Source organism: Sulfitobacter sp. S190 (assembly GCF_025141935.1).
Taxonomy (GTDB): Bacteria; Pseudomonadota; Alphaproteobacteria; order Rhodobacterales; family Rhodobacteraceae; genus Sulfitobacter.
Window position 1 is genome coordinate 1,327,669 of the sequence record NZ_CP081120.1, and the last position, 22,501, is coordinate 1,350,169.

General features: G+C 62.5%; 24 protein-coding genes. 21 read left to right on the top strand and 3 right to left on the bottom strand.

The genetic code is table 11. The annotated features are described in order from the left end of the window. Position 1: 1 nt before the first annotated feature. Entirely contained in the window at positions 2 to 1,354 is a 1,353-nt protein-coding gene (gene glmU, locus K3756_RS06830; RefSeq protein ID WP_259992181.1) for a bifunctional UDP-N-acetylglucosamine diphosphorylase/glucosamine-1-phosphate N-acetyltransferase GlmU, read from the bottom strand. A gap of 143 nt (positions 1,355 to 1,497) precedes the next feature. Here glmU and K3756_RS06835 point away from each other — a divergent pair, with 143 nt between their 5' ends. Next, a complete protein-coding gene (locus tag K3756_RS06835) occupies positions 1,498 to 2,172 on the top strand; it encodes an HAD-IA family hydrolase (protein ID WP_259992183.1) in 675 nt (224 codons plus the stop codon). Then, a complete protein-coding gene (locus K3756_RS06840; RefSeq protein WP_259992185.1) occupies positions 2,169 to 3,365 on the top strand; it encodes a DegT/DnrJ/EryC1/StrS aminotransferase family protein in 1,197 nt (398 codons plus the stop codon). Before K3756_RS06835 ends, K3756_RS06840 begins: the two co-directional genes overlap by 4 nt. 131 nt (positions 3,366 to 3,496) lie before the next feature. Here K3756_RS06840 and K3756_RS06845 read toward each other — a convergent pair whose 3' ends face one another. Further along, a complete protein-coding gene (locus tag K3756_RS06845) occupies positions 3,497 to 3,910 on the bottom strand; it encodes a pyridoxamine 5'-phosphate oxidase family protein (RefSeq protein ID WP_259992187.1) in 414 nt (137 codons plus the stop codon). A 158-nt stretch (positions 3,911 to 4,068) separates the two neighbouring features. Here K3756_RS06845 and K3756_RS06850 point away from each other — a divergent pair, with 158 nt between their 5' ends. From K3756_RS06850 to K3756_RS06890, 9 genes are all read left to right on the top strand, one after another. Beyond that, a complete protein-coding gene (locus K3756_RS06850; protein WP_259992189.1) occupies positions 4,069 to 5,232 on the top strand; it encodes an acyl-CoA dehydrogenase family protein in 1,164 nt (387 codons plus the stop codon). Further along, on the top strand, positions 5,232 to 5,726 hold the full coding sequence (locus tag K3756_RS06855) for a lysozyme inhibitor LprI family protein (protein ID WP_259993505.1): 495 nt from the start codon (positions 5,232 to 5,234) through the stop codon (positions 5,724 to 5,726). Before K3756_RS06850 ends, K3756_RS06855 begins: the two co-directional genes overlap by 1 nt. Position 5,727: 1 nt before the next feature. After that, positions 5,728 to 7,254 carry an AMP-binding protein gene (locus tag K3756_RS06860; protein ID WP_259992191.1) on the top strand — a complete coding sequence of 509 codons (1,527 nt, stop codon included), beginning with the start codon at positions 5,728 to 5,730 and terminating at the stop codon, positions 7,252 to 7,254. Beyond that, positions 7,251 to 8,855: a carboxyl transferase domain-containing protein gene (locus K3756_RS06865; RefSeq protein ID WP_259992193.1), complete on the top strand. Its 1,605-nt coding sequence runs from the start codon at positions 7,251 to 7,253 to the stop codon at positions 8,853 to 8,855. Before K3756_RS06860 ends, K3756_RS06865 begins: the two co-directional genes overlap by 4 nt. A gap of 123 nt (positions 8,856 to 8,978) precedes the next feature. Then, on the top strand, positions 8,979 to 10,913 hold the full coding sequence (locus K3756_RS06870; protein WP_259992194.1) for a biotin carboxylase N-terminal domain-containing protein: 1,935 nt from the start codon (positions 8,979 to 8,981) through the stop codon (positions 10,911 to 10,913). Next, positions 10,910 to 11,563 (top strand): glutathione S-transferase family protein, encoded by a 654-nt coding sequence (locus K3756_RS06875; protein WP_259992196.1) that lies wholly within the window; start codon positions 10,910 to 10,912, stop codon positions 11,561 to 11,563. The genes K3756_RS06870 and K3756_RS06875 overlap by 4 nt, the downstream gene beginning before the upstream one ends. A 53-nt stretch (positions 11,564 to 11,616) precedes the next feature. Further along, a complete protein-coding gene (locus tag K3756_RS06880; protein WP_259992198.1) occupies positions 11,617 to 12,471 on the top strand; it encodes a hydroxymethylglutaryl-CoA lyase in 855 nt (284 codons plus the stop codon). A 13-nt stretch (positions 12,472 to 12,484) separates the two neighbouring features. Next, positions 12,485 to 13,273 carry a crotonase/enoyl-CoA hydratase family protein gene (locus K3756_RS06885; RefSeq protein ID WP_259992200.1) on the top strand — a complete coding sequence of 263 codons (789 nt, stop codon included), beginning with the start codon at positions 12,485 to 12,487 and terminating at the stop codon, positions 13,271 to 13,273. A 6-nt stretch (positions 13,274 to 13,279) separates the two neighbouring features. Next, on the top strand, positions 13,280 to 14,173 hold the full coding sequence (locus K3756_RS06890) for an NAD(P)-dependent oxidoreductase (RefSeq protein WP_259992202.1): 894 nt from the start codon (positions 13,280 to 13,282) through the stop codon (positions 14,171 to 14,173). Positions 14,174 to 14,230: 57 nt separating this feature from the next. On the opposite strand, the gene K3756_RS06895 is transcribed toward K3756_RS06890, so the two are convergent. Then, entirely contained in the window at positions 14,231 to 14,737 is a 507-nt protein-coding gene (locus K3756_RS06895) for a fasciclin domain-containing protein (protein WP_259992204.1), read from the bottom strand. Positions 14,738 to 15,143: 406 nt separating this feature from the next. Here K3756_RS06895 and K3756_RS06900 point away from each other — a divergent pair, with 406 nt between their 5' ends. The 10 genes from K3756_RS06900 to K3756_RS06945 all read left to right on the top strand — a co-directional run bounded on the left by K3756_RS06900 (position 15,144) and on the right by K3756_RS06945 (position 22,432). Then, on the top strand, positions 15,144 to 15,509 hold the full coding sequence (locus K3756_RS06900; RefSeq protein ID WP_025053309.1) for an NADH-quinone oxidoreductase subunit A: 366 nt from the start codon (positions 15,144 to 15,146) through the stop codon (positions 15,507 to 15,509). Next, positions 15,500 to 16,039: an NADH-quinone oxidoreductase subunit B family protein gene (locus K3756_RS06905; RefSeq protein ID WP_259992208.1), complete on the top strand. Its 540-nt coding sequence runs from the start codon at positions 15,500 to 15,502 to the stop codon at positions 16,037 to 16,039. Before K3756_RS06900 ends, K3756_RS06905 begins: the two co-directional genes overlap by 10 nt. Beyond that, the gene (locus tag K3756_RS06910; RefSeq protein WP_259992211.1) at positions 16,036 to 16,455 is read left to right on the top strand and encodes a hypothetical protein; all 420 of its coding nucleotides are present in this window, start codon (positions 16,036 to 16,038) and stop codon (positions 16,453 to 16,455) included. Before K3756_RS06905 ends, K3756_RS06910 begins: the two co-directional genes overlap by 4 nt. A 1-nt stretch (position 16,456) precedes the next feature. Next, positions 16,457 to 17,062 carry an NADH-quinone oxidoreductase subunit C gene (locus K3756_RS06915; protein ID WP_259992213.1) on the top strand — a complete coding sequence of 202 codons (606 nt, stop codon included), beginning with the start codon at positions 16,457 to 16,459 and terminating at the stop codon, positions 17,060 to 17,062. After that, positions 17,062 to 18,294 (top strand): NADH-quinone oxidoreductase subunit D, encoded by a 1,233-nt coding sequence (locus K3756_RS06920; protein ID WP_259993506.1) that lies wholly within the window; start codon positions 17,062 to 17,064, stop codon positions 18,292 to 18,294. The genes K3756_RS06915 and K3756_RS06920 overlap by 1 nt, the downstream gene beginning before the upstream one ends. 105 nt (positions 18,295 to 18,399) lie before the next feature. Continuing rightward, positions 18,400 to 19,668, top strand: coding sequence for an NADH-quinone oxidoreductase subunit E (locus K3756_RS06925; RefSeq protein WP_259992215.1), 1,269 nt, complete (start codon positions 18,400 to 18,402; stop codon positions 19,666 to 19,668). A gap of 40 nt (positions 19,669 to 19,708) precedes the next feature. Then, a complete protein-coding gene (locus K3756_RS06930) occupies positions 19,709 to 20,584 on the top strand; it encodes a hypothetical protein (RefSeq protein ID WP_259992217.1) in 876 nt (291 codons plus the stop codon). A 20-nt stretch (positions 20,585 to 20,604) separates the two neighbouring features. Next, positions 20,605 to 20,829, top strand: coding sequence for a DUF5337 domain-containing protein (locus K3756_RS06935; RefSeq protein WP_259992219.1), 225 nt, complete (start codon positions 20,605 to 20,607; stop codon positions 20,827 to 20,829). A gap of 5 nt (positions 20,830 to 20,834) precedes the next feature. Further along, positions 20,835 to 22,130 carry an NADH-quinone oxidoreductase subunit NuoF gene (gene nuoF, locus K3756_RS06940; protein WP_259993508.1) on the top strand — a complete coding sequence of 432 codons (1,296 nt, stop codon included), beginning with the start codon at positions 20,835 to 20,837 and terminating at the stop codon, positions 22,128 to 22,130. Beyond that, entirely contained in the window at positions 22,130 to 22,432 is a 303-nt protein-coding gene (locus tag K3756_RS06945) for a hypothetical protein (protein WP_259992221.1), read from the top strand. The genes nuoF and K3756_RS06945 overlap by 1 nt, the downstream gene beginning before the upstream one ends. The last annotated feature ends 69 nt before the right edge of the window (positions 22,433 to 22,501 follow it).

Consider the following 22,501-nt stretch of genomic DNA (forward strand, 5'->3'; position numbering starts at 1 on the left):
CCTAGCTGCCTCGCTGTTGTTTGGCCTTTTTGGCCTTGAGCATTTCCATCAGTTTACGCGCCATTCCGGGTTTTTCGACCTGCGGCGCGCGCGCCAGAGCCAGCGCATCGTCTTCTACATCCGATGTGATGACCGACCCCGACCCAGTCATCGCGCCGTCGCCGATATGCACGGGGGCCACCAGCATGGTGTTGGACCCGATAAAGGCGCCCGATCCGATGTGGGTGTGATGCTTCATCACGCCATCGTAGTTGCAGGTGATGGTCCCTGCGCCGATGTTGGCACGTGCCCCCACATGGGCGTCGCCGATATAGCTGAGGTGATTTACCTTTGCGCCCTCTGCCACCACCGCATTCTTGATCTCGACAAAGTTGCCGACGCGGGTGTGCTCGGCCAGTTCCGCGCCGGGGCGCAGGCGGGCGTAAGGCCCCACCGTGGCCCCGCGTGAGACATGACACCCCTCGAGATGGCTGAAGGCGCGGATCACGGCGCCGGATTCAACCGTCACACCGGGTCCGAAAACGACGTGCGGTTCGACCAGAGTGTCGCGCCCGATGACAGTGTCACGGGCCAGAAAAACGGTGTGCGGGGCCTGAAGCGTCACGCCGTCGTCAAGCAGCGCCGCGCGGGCACGGGCCTGGAATGCGGCTTCGGCCTCGGCCAGTTGTGCTCTTGAATTGACGCCGAGTGTTTCTGCCTCGTCGCAAGTGACGGCCGTCGCGGACAGACCGCGCGCGCGGGCCAGTGCGATGATGTCCGTCAGATAGTATTCGCCCGCTGCGTTGTCGTTGCCCACCGCATCGATCAGCGAGAACAGCAAATCGGCCTTGCAGGCGATGACCCCGCTGTTGCACAGCGCGATTTCGCGCTCGGCATCGGTCGCATCCTTGTATTCGACTATGCGCTCCAGAGTATCGCCCTGCATGACAAGCCGTCCGTACCGGCCAGGATCAGCCGCTTTGAATCCCAAAACGACCACATCGTGATCCTGTCCGGCTGTCTGCATCCGGGCGATGGTGTCGGGCTGCACGAAGGGGGTATCGCCATAAAGCACAAGCGCCGTTCCGTCGAAGCCTTCGAGTGCGCCGCGTGCCTGCGCGACGGCATGGGCGGTGCCAAGCTGTTCTTGCTGCACCACAACATCAATCGCGGCGTCGTAGGCCTGTGTGGCGGCGGTGACCTGATCGGCGCCGTGACCGGCGACAACAACCGTTTTTGCCGGATCGAGCGTTTCGCCCGCGGCAATCGCATGGATCAACATCGGCTCGCCCGCGATGGGGTGCAGGACCTTGGGCAGGTCCGAATTCATGCGCGTGCCTTTGCCCGCGGCAAGGATGATCAGGGCTGTGTCCATTGGCTTATGCTCTTGCTGCTCGAATTTGGACCTTCATACCCCAAGCCCGCGTCAGCACAAGGGAGCGGCGTTCACTTCGGGTTGCGGCTTGCAACATGTGCCGTCGCCTCTTAAGCGGAATGGGTGTGTATTGGGGGGCAGGTATGAAAACGGTGGTCTTTGATCTGGACGGCACGCTGGCCGACACGAGCGGCGATCTGATTGCGGCGGCCAATGCGTGTTTCCGCGCGATGGGCGAAGGGGATCTGCTGGACCCGTCCCGTGATGCGGGCACGGCCCTGCGCGGGGGGCGCGCGATGCTGCGGCTTGGCATGTCTCGTCTGGGGCGGGCGCTGGATGATCCTGCGATCGATGCGCATTACCAGATGCTGCTGGATGCCTACGCGCAGGATATCGATACCCACACCCGTCTCTACGATGGCGCGATGGCGGCAGTCGGGACGCTCAAGACCGGCGGATACCGGGTTGCGATCTGCACCAACAAGCCCGAAGGGCTTGCCACCGAACTGCTCACGCGGCTGGGTATTCTGGAGGACTTTCATGCCATGCTTGGCGCTGACAGCCTGCCGATACGCAAACCCGACCCAGAGCACCTGCTGGAAACCGTGCGCCGGGCGGGCGGCGATCCGGCGCAGTGTCTGCTGGTGGGCGACAGCGACACGGACCGCAATACATCTGCCAACGCGGGCGTGCCGTCGGTGCTGGTGACCTTCGGTCCCGCGGGCGGGGATATGGCCGCATTGGCCCCCGAAGCCTTGCTGCACGATTACGCCGATCTGCCGGGCATCGTCGAGACCCTGCTGGGGGCCGCGGCATGACCGAAAAGTTCACCGGCAGTTTCACACAACAAGAACCGATCCCCGAAGCGGGTATCGCCGCAGCCCTCGAGGTGATGCGGTCGGGCCGGTTGCACCGCTACAACACGGCCGAAGGCGAAGTGGCGCAAGCCGCGCTGCTGGAAGAGGAGTTCGCGGAAAAGGTCGGTGCGAAATACTGCCTCGCCGTGGCGTCCGGCGGCTATGCGATGGCGACGGCGCTGCGCGCGATCGGGGTCAAACCGGGCGACAAGGTCCTGACCAACGCCTTTACACTTGCACCGGTGCCGGGTGCCATTGCCGCGGTAGGTGCCGTGCCGGTGTTCGTCGGCGTGACCGACACGCTGGTGCTGGATCTCGACGATCTGGCGGACAAGGCCAGTCAGGCAGACGTGCTGTTGCTCAGCCACATGCGCGGACACCAGTGCGACATGGAGGCGCTGATGCGCCTGTGCGACGGCCGCGGCATCCGCGTAATCGAGGATTGCGCCCACACGATGGGGGCCGCTTGGAAGGGCAAGCCGTCGGGCCGCTGGGGGCTGGCTGGATGCTACAGTTGTCAGACCTACAAGCACGTGAATGCGGGCGAAGGCGGGCTTCTGGTGACCGATGACGCCGATGTGGCGGCCCGCGCCATCATCATGTCGGGCTCCTATATGCTGTATGAGCGGCACCGGGCCGCGCCACCGCCCGAAGCCTTCGAAAAGATCCGCTATGAAACCCCGAATATTTCGGGACGCATGGACAATCTGCGTGCCGCTATCCTGCGCCCGCAGCTGGCCGATCTGGAGACGCAATGCGCGCGCTGGAACGATCGCTACCGGACACTCGAGGACGGATTGCGCGGCTGTGCGGGGCTCAGCATCATCGAACGGCCCGAAGAGGAGACGATCGTGGGGTCGTCCTTTCAGTTTCTGCTGAAAGACTGGACCACCGATGCGGTCTCCGCACTGGTCACGCGCTGCGAAACCCGCGGGGTTGAATTAAAGTGGTTCGGTGGGGCGGAGCCGAAGGGGTTCACGAGCCGCTACGACAGCTGGCGATACGTCGATGCGCCGCGCATGCCTGCGGCGGATCGTATCCTTGCGGGAATCGTCGATCTGCGTGTGCCGCTGACATTCAGCATTGCGGATTGCAAGTTGATCGCGCGGATCATCCGGCAGGAGGCATCGCGGCTATATCAGGCGGAAACCTGATTCAAAGGCGCGCTGCCGCGCACGCCATTCAACCCGAAATCATATGCCTCCGCGCGGCGGTCCGCACCTGCGCGGGGTGCCTGATCAAAAGTGGATTGTGCCGTGATCGCCGACGTCGGGCGTTCCATCGGTCAGGTTTGCCTTCGCCAGCTGGAAGAGAAAAGACAGGCTGCCGTCGGTTCGGCCTCCGCAGGGGCAAAGCGCAGAAGCTGGACATCCTCGTCGCGCTTGCCGTCCTCGAACCACGCGGCAGCAAAGACATTCCACAATTCGTCGAGCTTTCTTGGGTCACTTATCGCTTCGAGCCGGCCATCAATGCGGGCGTAGAGGTGTTCGTCCTTGCTGCTGACAAGATATTGCGCCGCGGCTCCGCCGGTGGCACCTGAGCCCAGATCGGTGCCCTTGGCTGTGATGAACCACAAAACACCCGCCTCTTCGTCGACGTAATGCGTCATCGGCACTGCCGGAGCATCGGTCGCTGCCAACATGCCGGTGCGTGTGTCGTCCATCCGGTCCCAGAATTTTTGCTTCAGCGTGTCGGTCATTTGCTATGCTCCGTGAGTGACGTTCCTGTCCACACCAACGTCGCGGGCGGCTCGAGCGTTCCACGCCATGCTTGACGGGGCAGGGGTGATCTGCAACTAATGAACAAGCGTTCAATAAATATGGATGCGCCGGTATCGCGCACTGAGGGAGACAATCGATGTTCAATGCCACCATGCAATTCGATCTGGGCGATGATGTGAACGCGCTGCGCGAAATGGTGCACCGCTGGGTGCAGGAACGCGTCAAGCCAATGGCCAAGGACATCGACGCAGATAATATGTTTCCCGCCGAGCTTTGGCGCGAGATGGGCGAGCTTGGCCTGCTGGGAATGACGGTCGAGGAGGACTGGGGTGGGTCCGGCATGGGCTATCTGGCGCATACGGTCGCGGTCGAAGAGATCGCGCGCGCGAGCGCCTCTGTCTCGCTGTCCTACGGGGCGCATTCCAACCTGTGCGTCAACCAGATCCGGTTGAACGGAACGGATGAACAACGTGCCAAATATCTGCCCGGCCTGTGTTCGGGCGAACACGTGGGCGCACTTGCGATGTCGGAAACCTCGGCGGGATCGGACGTTGTGTCGATGAAGCTGTCGGCCGAAAAGCGCAACGATCACTACCGGCTCAACGGCAATAAATACTGGATCACCAACGGCTGTGACGCCGAAACGCTGGTGGTGTACGCCAAGACCGACAGGGACGCGGGCTCAAAGGGGATCACCGCCTTCCTGATTGAAAAATCAATGACCGGTTTCACAACCAGCCAGCATTTCGACAAGCTTGGCATGCGCGGCTCCAACACGGCGGAGCTCATTTTCGATGACTGTCAGGTGCCGTTCGAAAACGTGTTGGGCGAAGAGGGGCGCGGCGTGGCTGTACTGATGTCGGGGCTGGATTACGAGCGCGTGGTTCTGGCGGGCATCGGTCTGGGGCTGATGGCGGCCTGTCTGGATGAAATCATGCCCTACATGGCCGAGCGCAAGCAATTCGGCAAACCGGTGGGCAGCTTCCAGCTGATGCAGGGCAAGATGGCGGATATGTACACCGCGATGAACTCTGCGCGGGCCTATGTTTACGAAGTTGCCAAAGCCTGTGACCGGGGTGAAGTGACACGTGCGGATGCCGCGGCGTGCTGTCTCTATGCCTCGGAGCAGGCGATGGTGCAGGCGCATCAGGCCGTGCAGGCGATGGGGGGCGCCGGTTACCTGAGCGACAACCCTGTCGCGCGCATCTTCCGCGACGCCAAGTTGATGGAGATCGGGGCAGGTACCTCCGAAATCCGCCGCATGCTGGTCGGTCGCGAGATGATGGGAGCAATGGCGTGATGCGTCTCGCAGCAATGGCAATCGGGCTTTTGTGCACCGCAAGTGCCGCGCATGCACAGGACCTTGAGTATTCCGATACGGCGACGCGTGTGTGCCTGAATGACGCTGAAGGATTCACTGGCCGCTTGGCCTGTGCCGGGCTGTCCGCGGGCTTGTGCATGGAGACACCACAGGGCGGATCTACCGTCGGAATGGGCGGATGTCTGGACCGTGAACTGAAGTTCTGGGACGACATGCTCAACCGCAACTATCAGGCGGTGCTGTCGCAGGCGGTTGCCGCGGACGCCGAGCTTGAGGAGCTTGGGTCGGCGGCGCCACGTCAGGCCGTTGCCTTGCGGGCGATGCAGCGGTCATGGATCGATTTTCGGGACAAGGCCTGCGCCTATGCCGCATCGCAATGGGGCGGCGGGACCGGGGCGGGGCCTGCGGCGCTCGACTGCCTGATGCGCCAGACGGCCCGGCAGGCGCTCAGCTTGCGCAGCTGGGCGCAGTGACATGCAGCAGCTTGCGGGTCTTGATGCGTCGGGAGAATGGAACATCCCGGACCGGCTGAACATGGCGCGTCAATGTCTGGAGCAGGACGGCGCGCGCACGGCGGTGATTGATCTGTCCGGTGACCGGCGCGCCGACGTGACGTTCGATACGCTGACGACAATGACGGACGGTCTGGCGCGCGCGTTGCAGACGCGGATCGACAGGGGCGACCGCGTGGGTGTTTTGCTGAGCCAATCCCCCTGGTGCCTTGCCGCGCATCTCGCCATCTGGAAAATCGGTGCGATTTCAGTACCTTTGTTCAAGCTCTTCAAGCGGGCGGCGCTGTCATCGCGGATCGAGGACGCGGGCGTCGGGATCGTTTTGACAGACGACGAAGGTGCGGTGCTTCTGGGCGATCTGGCTGAACCATGGCTGGTTGAGACGGCGGGCGTGGCGGGCGGTGACGTGCCATATGCGGATACCGGCCCCGAGGACCCGGCGGTGTTGATCTATACGTCCGGCACCACCGGCACGCCCAAGGGCGCGCTGCACGGGCATCGGGTGCTGACGGGGCATCTGCCCGGTGTCGTGATGAGCCATGATCATCTGGGTCAGCGGGGCGATTGTCTGTGGACCCCTGCCGATTGGGCCTGGATCGGGGGGCTATTCGATGTGGCCATGCCGGGGCTTGCGCTGGGCGTACCGGTTGTCGCGGCCCGGATGGCCAAGTTCGATACCGATGTCTGCGCCGACATCATCGCGCGCGCAAAGGTGCGCAACGTATTCTTGCCGCCAACCGCCCTGCGGATGCTGCGCGCAGCGGATGCCCGCATATCCGGTCTGCGTTCCGTCGCGAGCGGTGGTGAGCCGTTGGGCGCCGAGATGCTGGACTGGGGGCGCGAGGCATTCGGTGTCGAAATCAACGAGTTTTACGGCCAGACGGAGTGCAACATGGTCGCGTCCAGCTGTGGCGCCGCATTTCCGGCGCAGCCCGGTTGCATCGGCAAACCGGTGCCGGGGCATGAACTGGCGACGCTCGACGAAAGCGGTTCCCCCTCACAGGGCGAGGGCGACGTGGCCGTGCGCCGTGGTTCCGCGTCGATGATGCTGCGGTATTGGAACCGCATCGACGAAACGGCGGAAAAGTTTCGGGGCGACTGGATGATCACCGGCGACCGCGGGATCTGGGAAGACGGTTATCTGCGGTTTGTCGGACGCGAAGATGACGTGATCACCTCCAGCGGCTACCGCATCGGCCCCGCCGAAATAGAAGACTGCCTGCTGACCCATGCCGATGTGGCGACCTGCGGCGTGGTCGGCAAACCCGATCCGCTGCGCACCGAGATCGTCAAGGCCTATGTGGTGCTGAAACCCGGCGCCACCGCAGACGCCGAAACGCTGCAGAACTGGGTCAGGCAGCGGTTGGCAAGCTACTCATACCCCAGGGAAATCGCTTTTCTGGACGCCTTGCCGATGACCGTCACCGGGAAGGTGATACGCAAAGAACTCAAAGCCCGCGCGCGGGCGGAACTGGAGGGCCAGACATGAAGCTCAATTCACAGGCATTGCCCGCGTCGCAGACGTTCAAGGACAATGAAGCCGCGCATCTCGAGGCATTGGAAACGGTGCAGGCCGCAGCGGCTACTGCGGCGCGCGGCGGGGGCGAGCGCTCGCGCGAGCGGCACACCGGCCGGGGCAAAATGCTGCCGCGCGAACGGGTCGCCAACCTGCTCGATCCCGGCAGTCCGTTTCTGGAAATCGGAGCCGTGGCCGCGCATGGCCTTTATGACGGGGCAGCCCCCTGTGCCGGTGTGATCGCGGGTATCGGCCGCGTGCAGGGTCACGAGGTCATGGTGGTGTGCAACGATGCCACCGTCAAAGGTGGAACCTACTATCCAATGACCGTCAAAAAGCATCTGCGTGCACAGGAGATTGCCGAGGAAAACCATCTGCCGTGCATCTATCTGGTCGACAGCGGGGGGGCCAACCTGCCCAATCAGGACGAGGTGTTTCCCGACCGCGACCACTTTGGCCGCATTTTTTACAATCAGGCGCGGATGAGCGGCAAGGGGATTGCGCAGATTGCCGTGGTCATGGGGTCGTGCACGGCGGGCGGCGCCTATGTTCCGGCGATGTCGGATGTCACCATCATCGTGCGCGACCAAGGCACCATCTTTCTGGCCGGACCGCCTTTGGTCAAGGCCGCGACCGGCGAGGTCGTGAGCGCGGAGGATCTGGGTGGGGGGGATGTGCATACGCGCCTGTCGGGTGTCGCCGATTATCTGGCCGAGGACGACGCACACGCGCTCGCACTGGCGCGGCGGGCTGTCGGGCATTTGAACCGCGCCAAGCCGGACACGGTCCAGTGGGAAAGCCCAGAGGAGCCAGCCTATGACCCGGCGGAAATTCTGGGCGTGGTGCCACATGATTTGCGCACGCCCTACGACATCCGAGAAGTCATTGCGCGCACGGTGGATGGCAGCCGCTTCGATGAGTTCAAGCCGCGTTTCGGCGAAACGCTTGTCACCGGCTTTGCCCATGTCAAAGGCTGCCCGGTCGGTGTCATCGCCAACAACGGGGTGTTGTTTTCCGAGGCCGCGCAGAAGGGGGCCCATTTTGTCGAGCTTTGCTCTCAACGGGGCATTCCGCTGGTGTTTTTGCAAAATATCACCGGGTTCATGGTGGGGCGCAAATACGAGAACGAGGGGATCGCCCGCCACGGGGCCAAGATGGTAACGGCGGTGGCCTGCACGAATGTGCCCAAGATCACGATGCTGGTTGGCGGGTCATTCGGCGCGGGCAATTACGGCATGGCCGGTCGCGCCTATTCGCCGCGGTTCATGTGGACCTGGCCCAACAGCCGGATTTCGGTCATGGGCGGTGCCCAGGCCGCGGGCGTTCTGGCCACCGTCAAGCGCGACGCGATCGAACGGCAGGGCGACAGTTGGCCCGATGCGGAAGAGGCCGCATTCAAGCAACCGACGATCGACATGTTCGAGACCCAGTCCCATCCGCTTTATGCCAGTGCGCGGCTATGGGACGACGGTATTATAGATCCGCGCAAGAGCCGCGATACGCTCGCGCTGAGCCTGTCGGCATCGTTGAACGCGCCTATTGCGCCGACGCGGTTCGGGGTGTTCCGCATGTGATGTGGCAGGGCGCGCGGGACATCATGTGCCCGAACGCCCACGCCGGTGCCCGCAGCGCCGGTGCAATGAGTTTAAAGGGCAAGATGAAGGCCGATGCGCCGTGCCTGCAAGGAGAGGTGAGCGATGTTCGAGACGATCCTGATAGCCAATCGTGGCGAGATTGCGTGTCGTGTGATGCAGACGGCCCAGGCGCTGGGCGTGCGGTGTGTTGCGGTGTTCTCCGACGCCGACCGGGACGCGAAGCACGTGCAGATGGCGGATGCCGCGGTCCATATCGGGGGCAACGCGCCTGCGCAGAGTTATTTGCTGGGGAACCGGATTATCGAGGCGGCGCATCAGACGGGTGCGCAGGCCATTCACCCCGGTTACGGCTTTCTGTCGGAGAACCCCGATTTCGTCGAGGCGGTCGAGGCCGCTGGTCTGACGTTCATCGGACCGTCCGCCGACGCGATCCGCGCGATGGGGCTGAAGGATGCCGCGAAGGCGCTGATGGTCGAGGCAGGAGTGCCGGTGGTTCCGGGATACCACGGATCGGATCAGTCCGACGGGCTTCTGGCCCGCGAGGCGGACGCCATCGGGTATCCGGTGCTGATCAAGGCCGTTGCCGGTGGGGGCGGCAAGGGGATGCGTCTGGTCGAGCGGTCTGCGGACTTCGCCGCGGCATTGGAAAGTGCGCGGTCGGAGGCGCTTACGGCCTTTGGCAATGCGGATGTACTTGTCGAGAAGTTTGTCAGTCAGCCCCGCCATATCGAAGTGCAGGTTTTCGGAGACGGCACGTCGGCCGTCCACCTGTTCGAGCGCGACTGTTCGCTGCAGCGGCGTCACCAGAAGGTCATCGAGGAAGCGCCAGCCCCCGGCATGACAGTGCAGATGCGGGAGGCCATGGGCGCGGCCGCGGTGCGCGCAGCGCAAGCTATCGGGTACAAGGGGGCAGGGACCGTCGAATTCATCGTGGACGGGTCGGACGGGCTGCGCCCTGACGGTTTTTTCTTCATGGAAATGAATACCCGGCTGCAGGTAGAGCATCCCGTGACGGAAGCGATCACCGGGGTCGATCTGGTGGAATGGCAACTGCGCGTAGCCGCCGGGGAGGCATTGCCGCTCGCCCAGGATGCGCTGCAGATCGACGGGCACGCCTTTGAGGCGCGTCTTTATGCCGAAGACGTGCCAAAGGGTTTTTTGCCCGCCACGGGGACGCTGAGCCATTTGTCATTCGATGCGCAGGCGCGCGCCGATAGTGGCGTGCGGGCGGGCGATGTGATCAGCCCATTCTACGACCCCATGATTGCAAAAGTTGTCGTGCACGGGCCCACCCGCGATGTCGCCCTGTCGCGTCTGCGGCAGGCGCTCGCACGGACGGAGGTGGCGGGCACGGTGACGAACCTGGCATTTCTGGGGGCCCTGGCGCGCCACGACGGGTTCGCCGCCGGTGATGTGGACACGGGTCTGATTGCGCGCGATCTGGATGCGCTCACGGCGGTGCCGCCGGTTGCACCGCGGCACGCAGCGCTGGCCGGAATGGCGGCGCTTGGTGTGCTCGAGCCGTCAAACGATGCGGGCTTCACGCTGTGGCAGCCGCTTTTGCAGCAGGTCACGCTTGCGTGGGACGGGGAGGAGCACATTGTGAAGGTGGAGACGCTTGGGCCGGATGCGCAGGACTGGCATGTGGGGGCAGACAAGGTGGCGGCGCGCCGGATCGGGGGGCGCTGGTATCTGGATGGCGCGCCCGCCGCGGCCGTGTCTGTGGCGGGATCGACGGTGACGGTCTTCGAGCATTTCGGCATGGTGTTTGAGCATATTGACCCGCTTGCCCGCGCCACGGCGGCGGCAGGGGATGGCAATCTGATCGAGGCGCCGATGCCAGGGCTTGTCCGGTCGCTTGACGCGCAGGTCGGCGCCGAGGTGAAGGCAGGCGACAGGCTCGCCGTCCTGGAGGCGATGAAGATGGAGCACAGCCTGCTGGCGGCCCGTGACGGGACCGTCGCCGAAGTGCTGGCCACCGCGGGGGATCAGGTCGAAGCGGGTGCTGCGCTCGTCCGGCTGGAGCCGCAGGAATGATCCGTCTGCACCATTGCCCGCAAACCCGCTCAATGCGCAGCCTGTGGCTGCTGCACGAACTAGGCATCCCGTTCGAGGTGATCACCTATCCGTTTGACAAGACCTTGAGGAGCGAGGCCTTTCTTGCGCTGAACCCGGCGGGCCGGGTGCCGGCGCTGGAGCTGGATGGCACGGTGCTGTTCGAAACCGGCGCGATCACGGAAATTTTGTGTGAACGGTTCTCGCCCGATACTCTGGGCCGCGCGTCGGATCATGGGGAGCGGGCGCAATGGCTCGTTTGGGTGCATTTCGCCGAAACCATCAGCCAGCACAGTGCGGCGCTGACCCAGCAGCATGTGGCCCTGCGCGAGGATCACATGCGCAGCCCCATCGTGATGAAGCTGGAGGCCGCGCGGATCGCCAAATGCTATGCCGCTTTGGAAACACGGCTGCAGGGGCGCGAATATCTGCTGGATGGGGGATTTTCGGCGGCGGATGTATCGGTCGGGCAGGCCGTCTATATGGCGCGCCATTTCGCGCGGGTCCCCGCCGCTTCGGCGCTTGAGCGCTGGTATGCGCGGATCAGCGCACGGCCTGCGTTTCTTGCGTCGCTTCCGGGCGGAGCCGCGCTTTTCAAGCAGGCGTTCTTTGAGCCATGGCCGCTTGACTAGCCGTGCGTGGCAGAGTGGGATGGCAGAATTGATCAAATGGGGGAGAAGCCGCAATGTCGATGGGACCGGTTGAGATATTCGAGGTGGGCCCGCGCGACGGCTTGCAGAACGAAAAAGGCGAAATCGCCGTGGCGGACAAGGTGGCGCTTGTCGATTGTTTGAGCGGTGCAGGGTTCCGCCGGATTGAATGCGCGAGCTTTGTGTCGCCCAAATGGGTGCCGCAGATGGCAGGGTCGGCGCAGGTGCTCGAAGGTATCAAACGGGCGGAGGGGGTGCGGTATGCTGCGCTCACTCCCAACATGCAGGGCTATGAAGAAGCGATCGCGGCGAAGGCAGATGAAATTGCCGTGTTTGCCTCGGCCTCCGAAGGGTTCAGCCGCAAGAATATAAACGCCTCGATCGAAGAAAGCATTGCCCGGTTCGAACCTATTCTGGAACAGGCCCGCCATGTCGATCTGCCGGTGCGCGGCTACGTGTCCTGCGTGATCGAATGCCCCTATGACGGGGCGATATCTCCCGAACAGGTCGCACAGGTCGCCGACAGGCTTTTTGCGATGGGCTGCTATGAGGTGTCGCTTGGCGATACGATCGGCGCAGGTACGCCAGACAGCATCGCGCGCATGCTGCTGGCCGTGCGTGACGTGGTGCCTGTGGGCCGTCTGGCGGGACATTACCATGACACCGGCGGCCGCGCGATCGAGAATATCGATGCGTCGCTCAGCCTTGGTGTGCGGGTGTTTGACGCCGCGGTGGGTGGTCTGGGGGGCTGTCCTTTCGCGCCGGGTGCCTCGGGCAATGTTGCTACCGAAGAGGTGGCCGCGCATCTGACCGCGCTGGGCTACGAGACAGGGCTCGATCCCGATCAGGTGGCCAAGGCCGCCGACATGGCCCGCGCGATGCGCGGCTAAGGGAAAGATTGGCATGTACGAAACAATCACGCAGCAGACCGATGCCCGCGGGGTCGCGACCCTGACGCTGAACCGCCCTGAAAAGCACAACGCGATGAGTGCGCAGATGCTGGAGGAGCTGACCAAGGCGGCGGCACAGCTCGGTGGGGATGACGCCGTGCGTGTTGTGGTGCTGACCGGAGCAGGGCGCAGTTTCTGCGCGGGTGGCGATCTGGGTTGGATGCGCGAGCAGATGGGCATGGATGCGCAGACCCGCGCCAAGGAGGCAGGCAAACTGGCAACGATGCTGGGCGCGCTGAACCGTCTGCCCAAACCATTGATCGGCAAGCTGCAGGGCAATGCCTTCGGCGGCGGTGTCGGCATGGCCAGCGTGTGTGACGTGGCAATCGGTGTGGATACGCTCAGGATGGGGCTGACGGAGACGCGGCTGGGCATTATTCCGGCAACGATCGGGCCATACGTTATTGCACGGATGGGCGAGGGGCGTGCCCGGCGGGTTTTCATGTCGGGGCGTCTGTTCGGGGCATCGGAAGCGGTCGATCTGGGGCTCTTGGCGCGGTGTGTGCCCGAAGACGATCTCGACGCGGCGGTGGACGCGGAAATCGACCCGTATCTGTCATGCGCCCCCGGTGCCGTCGCTGCGGCCAAGCAGTTGGCGCAGGACCTCGGCGGAGCTGCCAGCAAGGAAGCGGTGGCACTGTCGATCGCGGCGCTCGCCGAACGGTGGGAAACGGAGGAGGCATCCGAAGGCATCAGCGCATTTTTTGAAAAACGCCCGGCGGTGTGGATGCAAAAGGACTGATAAACGATGCGTATTGTGTTTACCGGTGGCAGCGGCAAGGCAGGCAAACATGCGATTGCCTATCTAAAGGCGCGCGGCCACGTCGTTCTCAATGTCGACCTGACAGCCGTCGATCTGCCCGGTGTGCAGACCCGGATCGCCGATATGACCGACGCGGGCCAGATGCACGATGTGATGCACAGCTATGCGGGTCTGGACGAGCTGGGCACCGGCAACGGGCCGCAACCCTTTGATGCGGTGGTGCATTTCGCCGCCGTTCCGCGCATATTGATACACCCCGATAACGAGACTTTTCGCATAAATACGGTCGGCACCTACAATGTCATCGACGCCGCGTTGAAAGCCGGCATTCGCAAGATCGTCTTTGCCTCGTCAGAGACGACATATGGCGTCTGCTTTGCCGACGGCCACCGTTTGCCCGATTACCTGCCCGTCGACGAAGATCATCCGACGGTCCCAGAAGACAGCTATGCGATGTCCAAGGTCTGCAACGAGGCGACAGCGCGCAGTTTTCAGGCACGCACCCATGCGGATATCTACGGGTTGCGCATCAACAACGTCATCGAACCCCACGAATACAAAGAGATATTTCCGCGTTTCGTCGAAGACCCCTCTCTGAGAGAGCGCAATATCTTCGGCTATATCGACGCCCGCGATCTGGGTCACATGGTCGATTGTTGTTTGCGGACCGACGGGTTGGGATACGAGATTTTCAACGTGGCAAATCCGGATTTGTCGGTCGATATGACGACACAGGCGCTCTGCGCGCAGTTCTATCCGGATGTACCGGTGCGGGAGGAATTGGAAGTCCATCAGACCGTCTATGCCATCGACCGCGCACGGCGTCTCGTCGGTTTTGCACCGCAACATGATTGGCGATCGGAACTGGCCAAAGGGTAGGGCCGACGCAAAAAGGGCGGCCCGAAGACCGCCCTTTGTAAACCGGTTATCCATGCCTCAATCGGGCAGCAGGACTTCGTCGATCACGTGGATCACACCGTTTGTCGCCAGAATGTCGGCATTCGTGACGGCGGCGTTGTTTACCTTGACCGAGGGACCGAATTTGGAGCCCGTGCCGTCGACGCGAATGGTCTGACCGTTGACTGTGGCGACGTTCTGCACCGTGCCCAGCACGTCACCGGCCTGAATGGCACCGGGTACGACGTGGTATGTCAGGATGCTTGTCAGCAGGTCCTTGTTTTCGGGCAGCAGCAGATTGTCGACTGTGCCGGCTGGCAGTGCGGCAAATGCGGCGTCAGTCGGGGCAAAGACGGTGAACGGGCCGGGACCACGCAGTGTGTCTTCAAGGCCAGCGGCCTGAACGGCAGCGACGAGAGTGGAGAAGTTGCCGTCGGCAGCTGCGATATCGACAATATCGCTACCTGTGTTTGCCGGTGCGCAGGCGGTCAGCGCGCCAAGTGCAGCAGCGGCGATTGTGGCCTTGAGAGCAAAACGTCTTTTCATGGTCTGTCCTTTATCAGTAACAATCGATGCACAGCCCCCCAGCACCCATTGCTGACATTCCGGCATCGTATGTTCCGTTAAACGCAGCAACTCGGCCATTGGTTCACAAATATTTCAAACGATGTGTAATTTGCGCAAGTTTCGGCGCGTTGCCGCCAATTGCGCGGCGAATATCAGCCTGTCGGCGGGTCCGGTGTTATCCGCAGGCCACGACCACCCGCCAAGGGCGTGGTCGGACGCTCATTCGCGGCACGATCCCGCCTGCAATTTTTCCGCCCCCGAGGGCCTGCCTGCGACAGCTTTCCACGCCTGATCCCGTTGACCCCACCGGTCCACGGGGCTAAACCCACCCTGACGCGTAGAGCGGGGCACCCAACGCCCACGCTATCCAAGAAAGGAGCCACCCTTGGACGATATGCTGCGGGAATATCTGCCCATCCTTGTTTTTCTGGCTGTTGCCATCGGTTTGGGCCTTGTTTTGATCCTTGCGGCGGTCGTGGTCGCGGTGCGCAACCCCGATCCCGAGAAAGTGTCGGCCTACGAATGTGGCTTCAACGCATTTGACGATGCGCGCATGAAATTCGACGTGCGATTCTATCTGGTGTCGATCCTGTTCATCATCTTCGATCTGGAAATCGCGTTTCTGTTCCCGTGGGCCGTCGCGTTCAAGGACATCAGCATGGTCGGCTTCTGGTCGATGATGGTGTTTCTGGGCGTTCTGACAGCCGGGTTCGCCTACGAATGGAAGAAAGGGGCACTGGAATGGCAGTAACCCAGACGAATATGCCCGCCACCGCCGGTATGGACCGTGACGTGGCGACGCAAAACCTCAATGCGGCGTTGCAGGACAAAGGCTTCCTGCTGACCTCGACCGAAGATATCATCAACTGGGCGCGCACCGGATCGCTGCACTGGATGACCTTTGGCTTGGCGTGCTGCGCGGTGGAGATGATGCACACCTCGATGCCGCGCTACGACCTGGAGCGTTTCGGCACCGCGCCGCGCGCGTCCCCGCGTCAGTCCGACCTGATGATCGTGGCCGGCACGCTGACGAACAAGATGGCGCCCGCCCTGCGCAAGGTTTACGACCAGATGCCAGAGCCGCGCTACGTGATCTCGATGGGGTCCTGCGCCAACGGTGGCGGGTATTACCACTATAGCTATTCTGTCGTGCGCGGCTGTGACCGCATCGTGCCGGTTGATATCTACGTGCCCGGCTGCCCTCCGACGGCAGAAGCGCTGCTTTACGGGATCATGCAGCTGCAACGCAAGATCCGCCGCACAGGGACAATCGTTCGGTGACCACCGATCTGGGGGATATGGAACCAACAGCGGCACATCTGGCGGAAAACAACGAAGTTTGCAGACGCCTGATTGCCAATGGTGTGGCGATGAACGCGGTCGAGCGGGTCTGGTTCTTTTGCGACTTCCGGACCGAAGACGACGCGCTTTATTTTGCCGACTGTTTCGAGGGCCTGCGCGCTGAACTGATGCCCGATCTGGGCCCCTCCGAGGCCCGGCTGCGCACGTGGGAAGAAACGGATGTGCCGCGCGAAAGGCTGGTGCTGCTGCGCATGGAATTCGATTTGCGGTTCGACGTGCGACTGGTGACGCGTATGGAACACGTGCTGCAGATGATGAGCGACGAATTGGACGGGGGCGAGGTGACTTGGGAATTCGAGACACCGACCGCCCTGCAAGAGATGAGGCTGAACTGAGATGAGTGACGCATTGAATGAATTGGGCGCCTACGTCGAGGCCAAGCGCCCTGACTGCGTTCTGGCCTGGGATGTGACACACGGAGAGCTGAACCTCAACGTGACGCTGGCAAATATCGCCGGTCTGATCGAGTTTCTCAAAAGCGATGCAACCTGCCGGTTCTCGTCTCTCGTCGACATCACGGCGGTGGATTATCCCGGACGCGCGAAACGCTTCGACGTCGTCTACCATCTGCTCAGCATGTACCAGAACCACCGCATCCGCCTGCGCGTTGCAGTGCGCGAACAGGACATGGTGCCGTCGCTGACGGGCGTGCACCCCTCGGCCAACTGGTTCGAACGCGAAGTCTTCGACATGTTCGGCATCCTGTTCTCGGGCCATCCCGATCTGCGGCGCCTGCTGACCGACTACGGCTTTCGCGGCCACCCGCTGCGCAAGGACTTCCCCACAACAGGCTATACCGAGGTCCGCTACGACGAGGCGGAAAAGCGGGTTGTCTATGAGCCGGTAAGCCTTGTGCAGGAATACCGCCAGTTCGATTTCATGTCGCCCTGGGAAGGGGCCGACTATATCCTGCCTGGCGACGAAAAGGAGAGTGCGAAATGATGGACGGCTCCAAATTTGACGACGGCAGTGTTGACGCACAGTCCGGCGAACAGAAAATCCGTAACTTCAACATCAACTTCGGGCCCCAGCACCCGGCGGCCCACGGGGTGTTGCGCCTGGTGCTGGAACTGGACGGCGAGGTGGTCGAACGGTGCGATCCGCACATCGGCCTGCTGCACCGCGGTACCGAAAAGCTGATGGAAAGCCGCACCTATCTGCAAAACCTGCCCTATTTCGACAGGCTCGATTACGTCTCGCCGATGAACCAGGAACATGCCTGGTGCCTTGCCATCGAACGGCTCACCGGGGTCGAAGTGCCGCGCCGCGCGCAGCTGATCCGCATCCTTTATTCCGAAATCGGCCGCATCCTCAGCCATCTGCTGAATGTCACGACACAGGCGATGGACGTCGGCGCGCTCACCCCGCCGCTGTGGGGCTTCGAAGAACGCGAAGAACTGATGATCTTCTACGAACGGGCCTGCGGCGCGCGTCTGCACGCGGCCTACTTCCGGCCCGGCGGCGTCCATCAGGATTTGCCCGCAGGTCTGTTGGACGACATTGAATCCTGGGCCGAAAAGTTCCTCACAGGTTTCATGGTCGATATCGACGGGTTGCTGACGGAAAACCGGATCTTCAAACAACGCAACGCCGACATCGGTATCGTCACCGAGGAAGACATCCAGAATTGGGGTTTTTCCGGCGTGATGGTGCGTGGCTCGGGGCTGGCATGGGATCTGCGCCGGTCGCAGCCCTACGAATGCTACGATGAATTCGACTTCCAGATACCCGTGGGCAAGAACGGCGACTGCTACGATCGCTACCTCGTCCGGATGGAAGAGATGCGCCAGTCGACGTATATCATCCAGCAAGCCATCGAAAAGCTGCGCGCACCGGAAGGTCAGGGCGATGTGCTCGCGCGGGGCAAGATCACACCGCCCAAACGGTCCGATATGAAAACCTCGATGGAAAGCCTGATCCACCATTTCAAGCTCTACACCGAAGGCTTCCATGTTCCCGAAGGCGAAGTCTATGCCGCGGTCGAAGCGCCCAAGGGTGAATTCGGCGTCTATCTGGTGGCGGACGGGACCAACAAACCCTACCGCGCAAAACTGCGGGCGCCGGGGTATCTGCACCTGCAGGCAATGGACTATATGTCCAAGGGCCACCAGCTCGCCGATGTGGCCGCAATCATCGGCACGATGGATGTGGTCTTCGGAGAAATCGACCGATGACGCGTCCGCGCGGACAGGCCGCATCGCCGCCGCGCCTTCATCTTGCCCGCTAAACTCCCGCCGGAGGCATCCGACGCCGCGACACAGACCAAGGGAAGACCCTAAATGCTACGCCGCCTACATCCTGACCAACCCGAAAGCTTTGCGTTCACCGCCGCCAACCAGGCATGGGCCGAAGGCCAGATCACCAAGTTCCCCGAGGGCCGTCAGGCCAGCGCGATCATCCCGCTGTTGTGGCGCGCGCAGGAACAGGAAGGCTGGCTCAGCCGGCCGGCGATCGAACATGTCGCCGAAATGCTGGGGCTGGCCTATATCCGGGCACTTGAGGTGGCGACATTCTACTTCATGTTCCAGCTGCAACCGGTTGGTTCCGTGGCACATATTCAGGTTTGCGGCACAACGTCTTGCATGATTTGCGGCGCCGAGGATCTGATCGGCATCTGCCGCGACCGCATCGCGCCCAACCCGCATCAATTGTCCGCGGATGGCAAATTCTCGTGGGAAGAGGTCGAATGCCTTGGTGCGTGTTCCAACGCGCCCATGGCCCAGATCGGCAAGGACTACTACGAAGACCTGACCGCCGAGCGGTTTACAGAAATGCTCGATCAGCTGGCCGCAGGCGATGTGCCGGTCCCCGGTCCGCAAAACGGGCGCTACGCCTCCGAGCCCCTGTCGGGGCTGACGTCGCTGACGGAATACGACAGCGGCAAGACCCAGTATAACGCCTCCGCCCAGTTGGCGACGGACATCGGCGATACGGTCAAACGCATCGACGGGACGGAAGTGCCGCTGCTGATGCCGTGGCAGGGCAAGGCCGCAAATACCGGCAAGAAACCTCCCGCCAAGAAAGCGGCGCGTGACGACATGATGCCGCCGGATGGGCCGGACGGCAATCAGGGCGGCAGGCTCGCGGGTGCGCCGGCCGCGCCGCGCAACACCGGCGTCAGCTCGGACATGTCCGGCGAAACAACCGGAGAAGCAGACGGCGCCACCGCAGCCGCGCGCCCCGATCCCGAAAAAGTGGCCCCCAAACCGAAAAAAGCGGTCAAGGCTCAGTCCGGCGTGCCCGCCGCGGGTCCCGGTAAAAAGCCCCGCACGATGAAGGCGCCGCGCAAATCGGGGGCCGATGATCTCAAGATGATCCGCGGTGTCGGTCCCAAGCTGGAGCGCATGCTCAACGACATGGGATTTTTCCATTTTGACCAAATCGCAAAATGGGGCCAAGATGAACTTGCCTGGGTGGATCAGAACCTTGAGGGTTTCAAGGGACGGGCCAGCCGTGACGAATGGGTCGATCAGGCAGACAAACTTGCGCGGGGTGAGCAGACGGCTTTTTCCGCTAAAGCCCGCGATGACGGGCGTTACGGCGGATAGGTAAGGATCCGCCTGTTCCACAGGGGGATAAGTACAGTTTATGGCAACGCATCAAAAAAGCACCGAATGTGTGGTGACCTGTTGGGGGATCGCCGCTGCCGTTGGCGTCCTCGCGATGGTCATGCTTTGGTGGATGGGTGATTTTTCCGCGCTGCAGGCCATCTTTACCGGTGGATTGATCGGCTTTGTGCTGGGTCTCGTGCTCAGCCTGACGATCTGTCGGCCACAAACCGCCGCTGCCGCTCTGGCATCGGAAGACAAACCCGCCGACCGCTACGCGCGTGAAGCAGCCGAGAAGAAAGCGCAGGCCGCTGAAACGGCGCATCAGGCCGGCACTGCCGGTACGGCTGCGGGCAACGCACCGACTGCGGCCGCCCCGGCGTCTGCGTCGACCACGACATCGACATCGACAGGTGCCGCCGCGGCCCAGCCTGCCGCATTTGTGATGCAGCCCAGCAAAAAGCTCGCAGGGCAGGAGGAGCTCTCCGCGCGCAAGGGCAGCTGGAAATACGAAGGCGCAGGCGCCTCCGCCGTCGAGGCCCAGCCCGATGCGCCCGCTGCAGCGCCGAAACCGGCCGCGAAAAAGGCCGCGCCGAAGAAAGCCGCATCAGCCGATGCGGCCCCTGCGATCGAGGACGGTCCGCAAAGCGAACCCGATCTTTACACAAGCGCACCGTCCGGGGGCGGCGATGACCTCAAACTGATCAGCGGTGTCGGTCCCAAGCTGGAACAAACGCTCAACGATCTGGGGATCTACAAGTTCGAGCAGGTCGCAAAATGGGGACCGGAGGAAATCGCGTGGGTCGACGCGCGCATCCGCTTCAAGGGCCGGATCACCCGCGACGACTGGATGAGTCAGGCCAGCACGCTGGCCGCAGGCGGCGAGACCGAGTTCTCGTCGCGCAACAAGAAATAGCCTGAGGGAGCCGCCGCACCATGCGCGACAAGGACGACGAATTGTCGCGCAAGGGACGGCGGCTGGCACTGGTCTCGGTGGCCTGCGCCTTTACCTTCATGGCAATCGAATTTTTGGGGGCTGCCTACGGGTGGCCCAACAATGTGATGGGCCTGTTGGAACTGGGCATAGCCGCCGTGTTCCTGTGGGTGATGGTACAAAGCTACATGCTCTGGCGACAACGCCAGCGCGATGAGAATGGATGAGCGATATGCTGCAGGATAAAGACCGGATTTTCACCAATATCTATGGCATGCATGACCGCACCCTGAAGGGGGCGCAGGCACGCGGGCATTGGGACGGCACGGCCAACATCATCAAGAAGGGCCGCGACTGGATCGTGGACGAGATGAAGGCATCGGGTCTGCGCGGCCGCGGCGGAGCGGGCTTCCCCACGGGCCTGAAATGGTCGTTCATGCCCAAGGAAAGCGACGGGCGTCCGTCCTATCTGGTGGTCAACGCCGACGAATCCGAGCCGGGCACATGCAAAGACCGCGAAATCATGCGCCATGATCCGCACACCTTGATCGAAGGGTGCCTGATCGCCTCTTTCGCGATGAACGCGCACGCCTGCTATATCTACATTCGCGGCGAGTACATCCGCGAGAAAGAAGCCCTGCAAAACGCCATCGACGAGGCCTATGACGCAGGCCTTCTGGGCAAGAATGCCGCCGGGTCCGGCTGGGACTTCGATCTCTATCTGGCACATGGGGCAGGGGCGTACATCTGCGGTGAGGAAACCGCCTTGCTGGAAAGCCTCGAAGGCAAGAAAGGGATGCCGCGGATGAAGCCGCCATTCCCGGCGGGTGCGGGCCTTTATGGCTGCCCCACCACGGTCAACAACGTCGAATCCATCGCCGTGGTGCCGACGATCCTGCGCCGCGGGGGCGAATGGTTCGCAGGTTTTGGCCGCCCGAACAACGCAGGGACCAAGCTCTTTGCGATCTCGGGCCACGTCAACAACCCCTGCGTGGTCGAAGAAGCGATGAGCATCTCCTTCGAAGAGCTGATCGAAAAGCACTGCGGCGGCATCCGTGGCGGCTGGGACAATCTCAAGGCAGTGATCCCCGGCGGATCGTCTGTCCCGATGATCCCGGGCAAAGACATGCGCGACGCGATCATGGATTTCGATTACCTGCGTGAACAGCGCTCGGGCCTTGGCACCGCCGCGGTGATCGTGATGGACAACTCCACCGACGTGATCAAGGCAATCTGGCGGCTGTCGAAGTTCTACAAGCACGAAAGCTGCGGGCAGTGTACGCCCTGCCGCGAAGGCACCGGCTGGATGATGCGTGTCATGGACCGGTTGGTCAAAGGCGATGCGGAGCCCGAGGAAATCGACATGCTGCTCGACGTGACCAAACAGGTCGAAGGCCACACCATCTGCGCGTTGGGTGATGCGGCGGCATGGCCAATCCAGGGTCTCATCCGCCATTTCCGCGATGAGATCGAAGACCGGATCGCGCATAAACGCGCCCGTCCGGTTGCGCCGGTCGCGGCAGAGTAATGCTGGCAGAAATCCTGAACTTCGTCGCAATGCCACTGGTTTTTGCGGTGGTTCAGGCGGTTCTGTTCTTTGTCATCATGGGCCGGGCGGGGCAAATCGGCGCGGTCCGGCTGTGGTCCCTTGCGCCGTTCTTGCCGGTGCTTGCGATGATCGGGATCTACATCGCGGGGGGCTGGATCACCTTTTACCAGGTGCTCGATCCGATCCCGTTTGCGGTCCCGCTCTACCAACTGTTCATGGCGCTCGTGGGGTTCATTCCCGTTTTCGTTCTGGCTTTCGGCCGGTGGCCACGATTGGGCTAAGACCTGCGGCCCGCACCCGTTTCGATAGGATACCTGAGATGACTGCAACGCACTGTCCCGTGACTGTCT

What these genes read in the sequence shown, in the direction of transcription:
- glmU (WP_259992181.1), bottom strand. Translation starts at nt 1,354, where the DNA reads ATGGACACAGCCCTGATCATCCTTGCCGCGGGCAAAGGCACGCGCATG.
- K3756_RS06835 (WP_259992183.1), top strand. Translation starts at nt 1,498, where the DNA reads ATGAAAACGGTGGTCTTTGATCTGGACGGCACGCTGGCCGACACGAGC.
- K3756_RS06840 (WP_259992185.1), top strand. Translation starts at nt 2,169, where the DNA reads ATGACCGAAAAGTTCACCGGCAGTTTCACACAACAAGAACCGATCCCC.
- K3756_RS06845 (WP_259992187.1), bottom strand. Translation starts at nt 3,910, where the DNA reads ATGACCGACACGCTGAAGCAAAAATTCTGGGACCGGATGGACGACACA.
- K3756_RS06850 (WP_259992189.1), top strand. Translation starts at nt 4,069, where the DNA reads ATGTTCAATGCCACCATGCAATTCGATCTGGGCGATGATGTGAACGCG.
- K3756_RS06855 (WP_259993505.1), top strand. Translation starts at nt 5,232, where the DNA reads ATGCGTCTCGCAGCAATGGCAATCGGGCTTTTGTGCACCGCAAGTGCC.
- K3756_RS06860 (WP_259992191.1), top strand. Translation starts at nt 5,728, where the DNA reads ATGCAGCAGCTTGCGGGTCTTGATGCGTCGGGAGAATGGAACATCCCG.
- K3756_RS06865 (WP_259992193.1), top strand. Translation starts at nt 7,251, where the DNA reads ATGAAGCTCAATTCACAGGCATTGCCCGCGTCGCAGACGTTCAAGGAC.
- K3756_RS06870 (WP_259992194.1), top strand. Translation starts at nt 8,979, where the DNA reads ATGTTCGAGACGATCCTGATAGCCAATCGTGGCGAGATTGCGTGTCGT.
- K3756_RS06875 (WP_259992196.1), top strand. Translation starts at nt 10,910, where the DNA reads ATGATCCGTCTGCACCATTGCCCGCAAACCCGCTCAATGCGCAGCCTG.
- K3756_RS06880 (WP_259992198.1), top strand. Translation starts at nt 11,617, where the DNA reads ATGTCGATGGGACCGGTTGAGATATTCGAGGTGGGCCCGCGCGACGGC.
- K3756_RS06885 (WP_259992200.1), top strand. Translation starts at nt 12,485, where the DNA reads ATGTACGAAACAATCACGCAGCAGACCGATGCCCGCGGGGTCGCGACC.
- K3756_RS06890 (WP_259992202.1), top strand. Translation starts at nt 13,280, where the DNA reads ATGCGTATTGTGTTTACCGGTGGCAGCGGCAAGGCAGGCAAACATGCG.
- K3756_RS06895 (WP_259992204.1), bottom strand. Translation starts at nt 14,737, where the DNA reads ATGAAAAGACGTTTTGCTCTCAAGGCCACAATCGCCGCTGCTGCACTT.
- K3756_RS06905 (WP_259992208.1), top strand. Translation starts at nt 15,500, where the DNA reads ATGGCAGTAACCCAGACGAATATGCCCGCCACCGCCGGTATGGACCGT.
- K3756_RS06915 (WP_259992213.1), top strand. Translation starts at nt 16,457, where the DNA reads ATGAGTGACGCATTGAATGAATTGGGCGCCTACGTCGAGGCCAAGCGC.
- K3756_RS06920 (WP_259993506.1), top strand. Translation starts at nt 17,062, where the DNA reads ATGGACGGCTCCAAATTTGACGACGGCAGTGTTGACGCACAGTCCGGC.
- K3756_RS06925 (WP_259992215.1), top strand. Translation starts at nt 18,400, where the DNA reads ATGCTACGCCGCCTACATCCTGACCAACCCGAAAGCTTTGCGTTCACC.
- K3756_RS06930 (WP_259992217.1), top strand. Translation starts at nt 19,709, where the DNA reads ATGGCAACGCATCAAAAAAGCACCGAATGTGTGGTGACCTGTTGGGGG.
- K3756_RS06935 (WP_259992219.1), top strand. Translation starts at nt 20,605, where the DNA reads ATGCGCGACAAGGACGACGAATTGTCGCGCAAGGGACGGCGGCTGGCA.
- nuoF (WP_259993508.1), top strand. Translation starts at nt 20,835, where the DNA reads ATGCTGCAGGATAAAGACCGGATTTTCACCAATATCTATGGCATGCAT.
- K3756_RS06945 (WP_259992221.1), top strand. Translation starts at nt 22,130, where the DNA reads ATGCTGGCAGAAATCCTGAACTTCGTCGCAATGCCACTGGTTTTTGCG.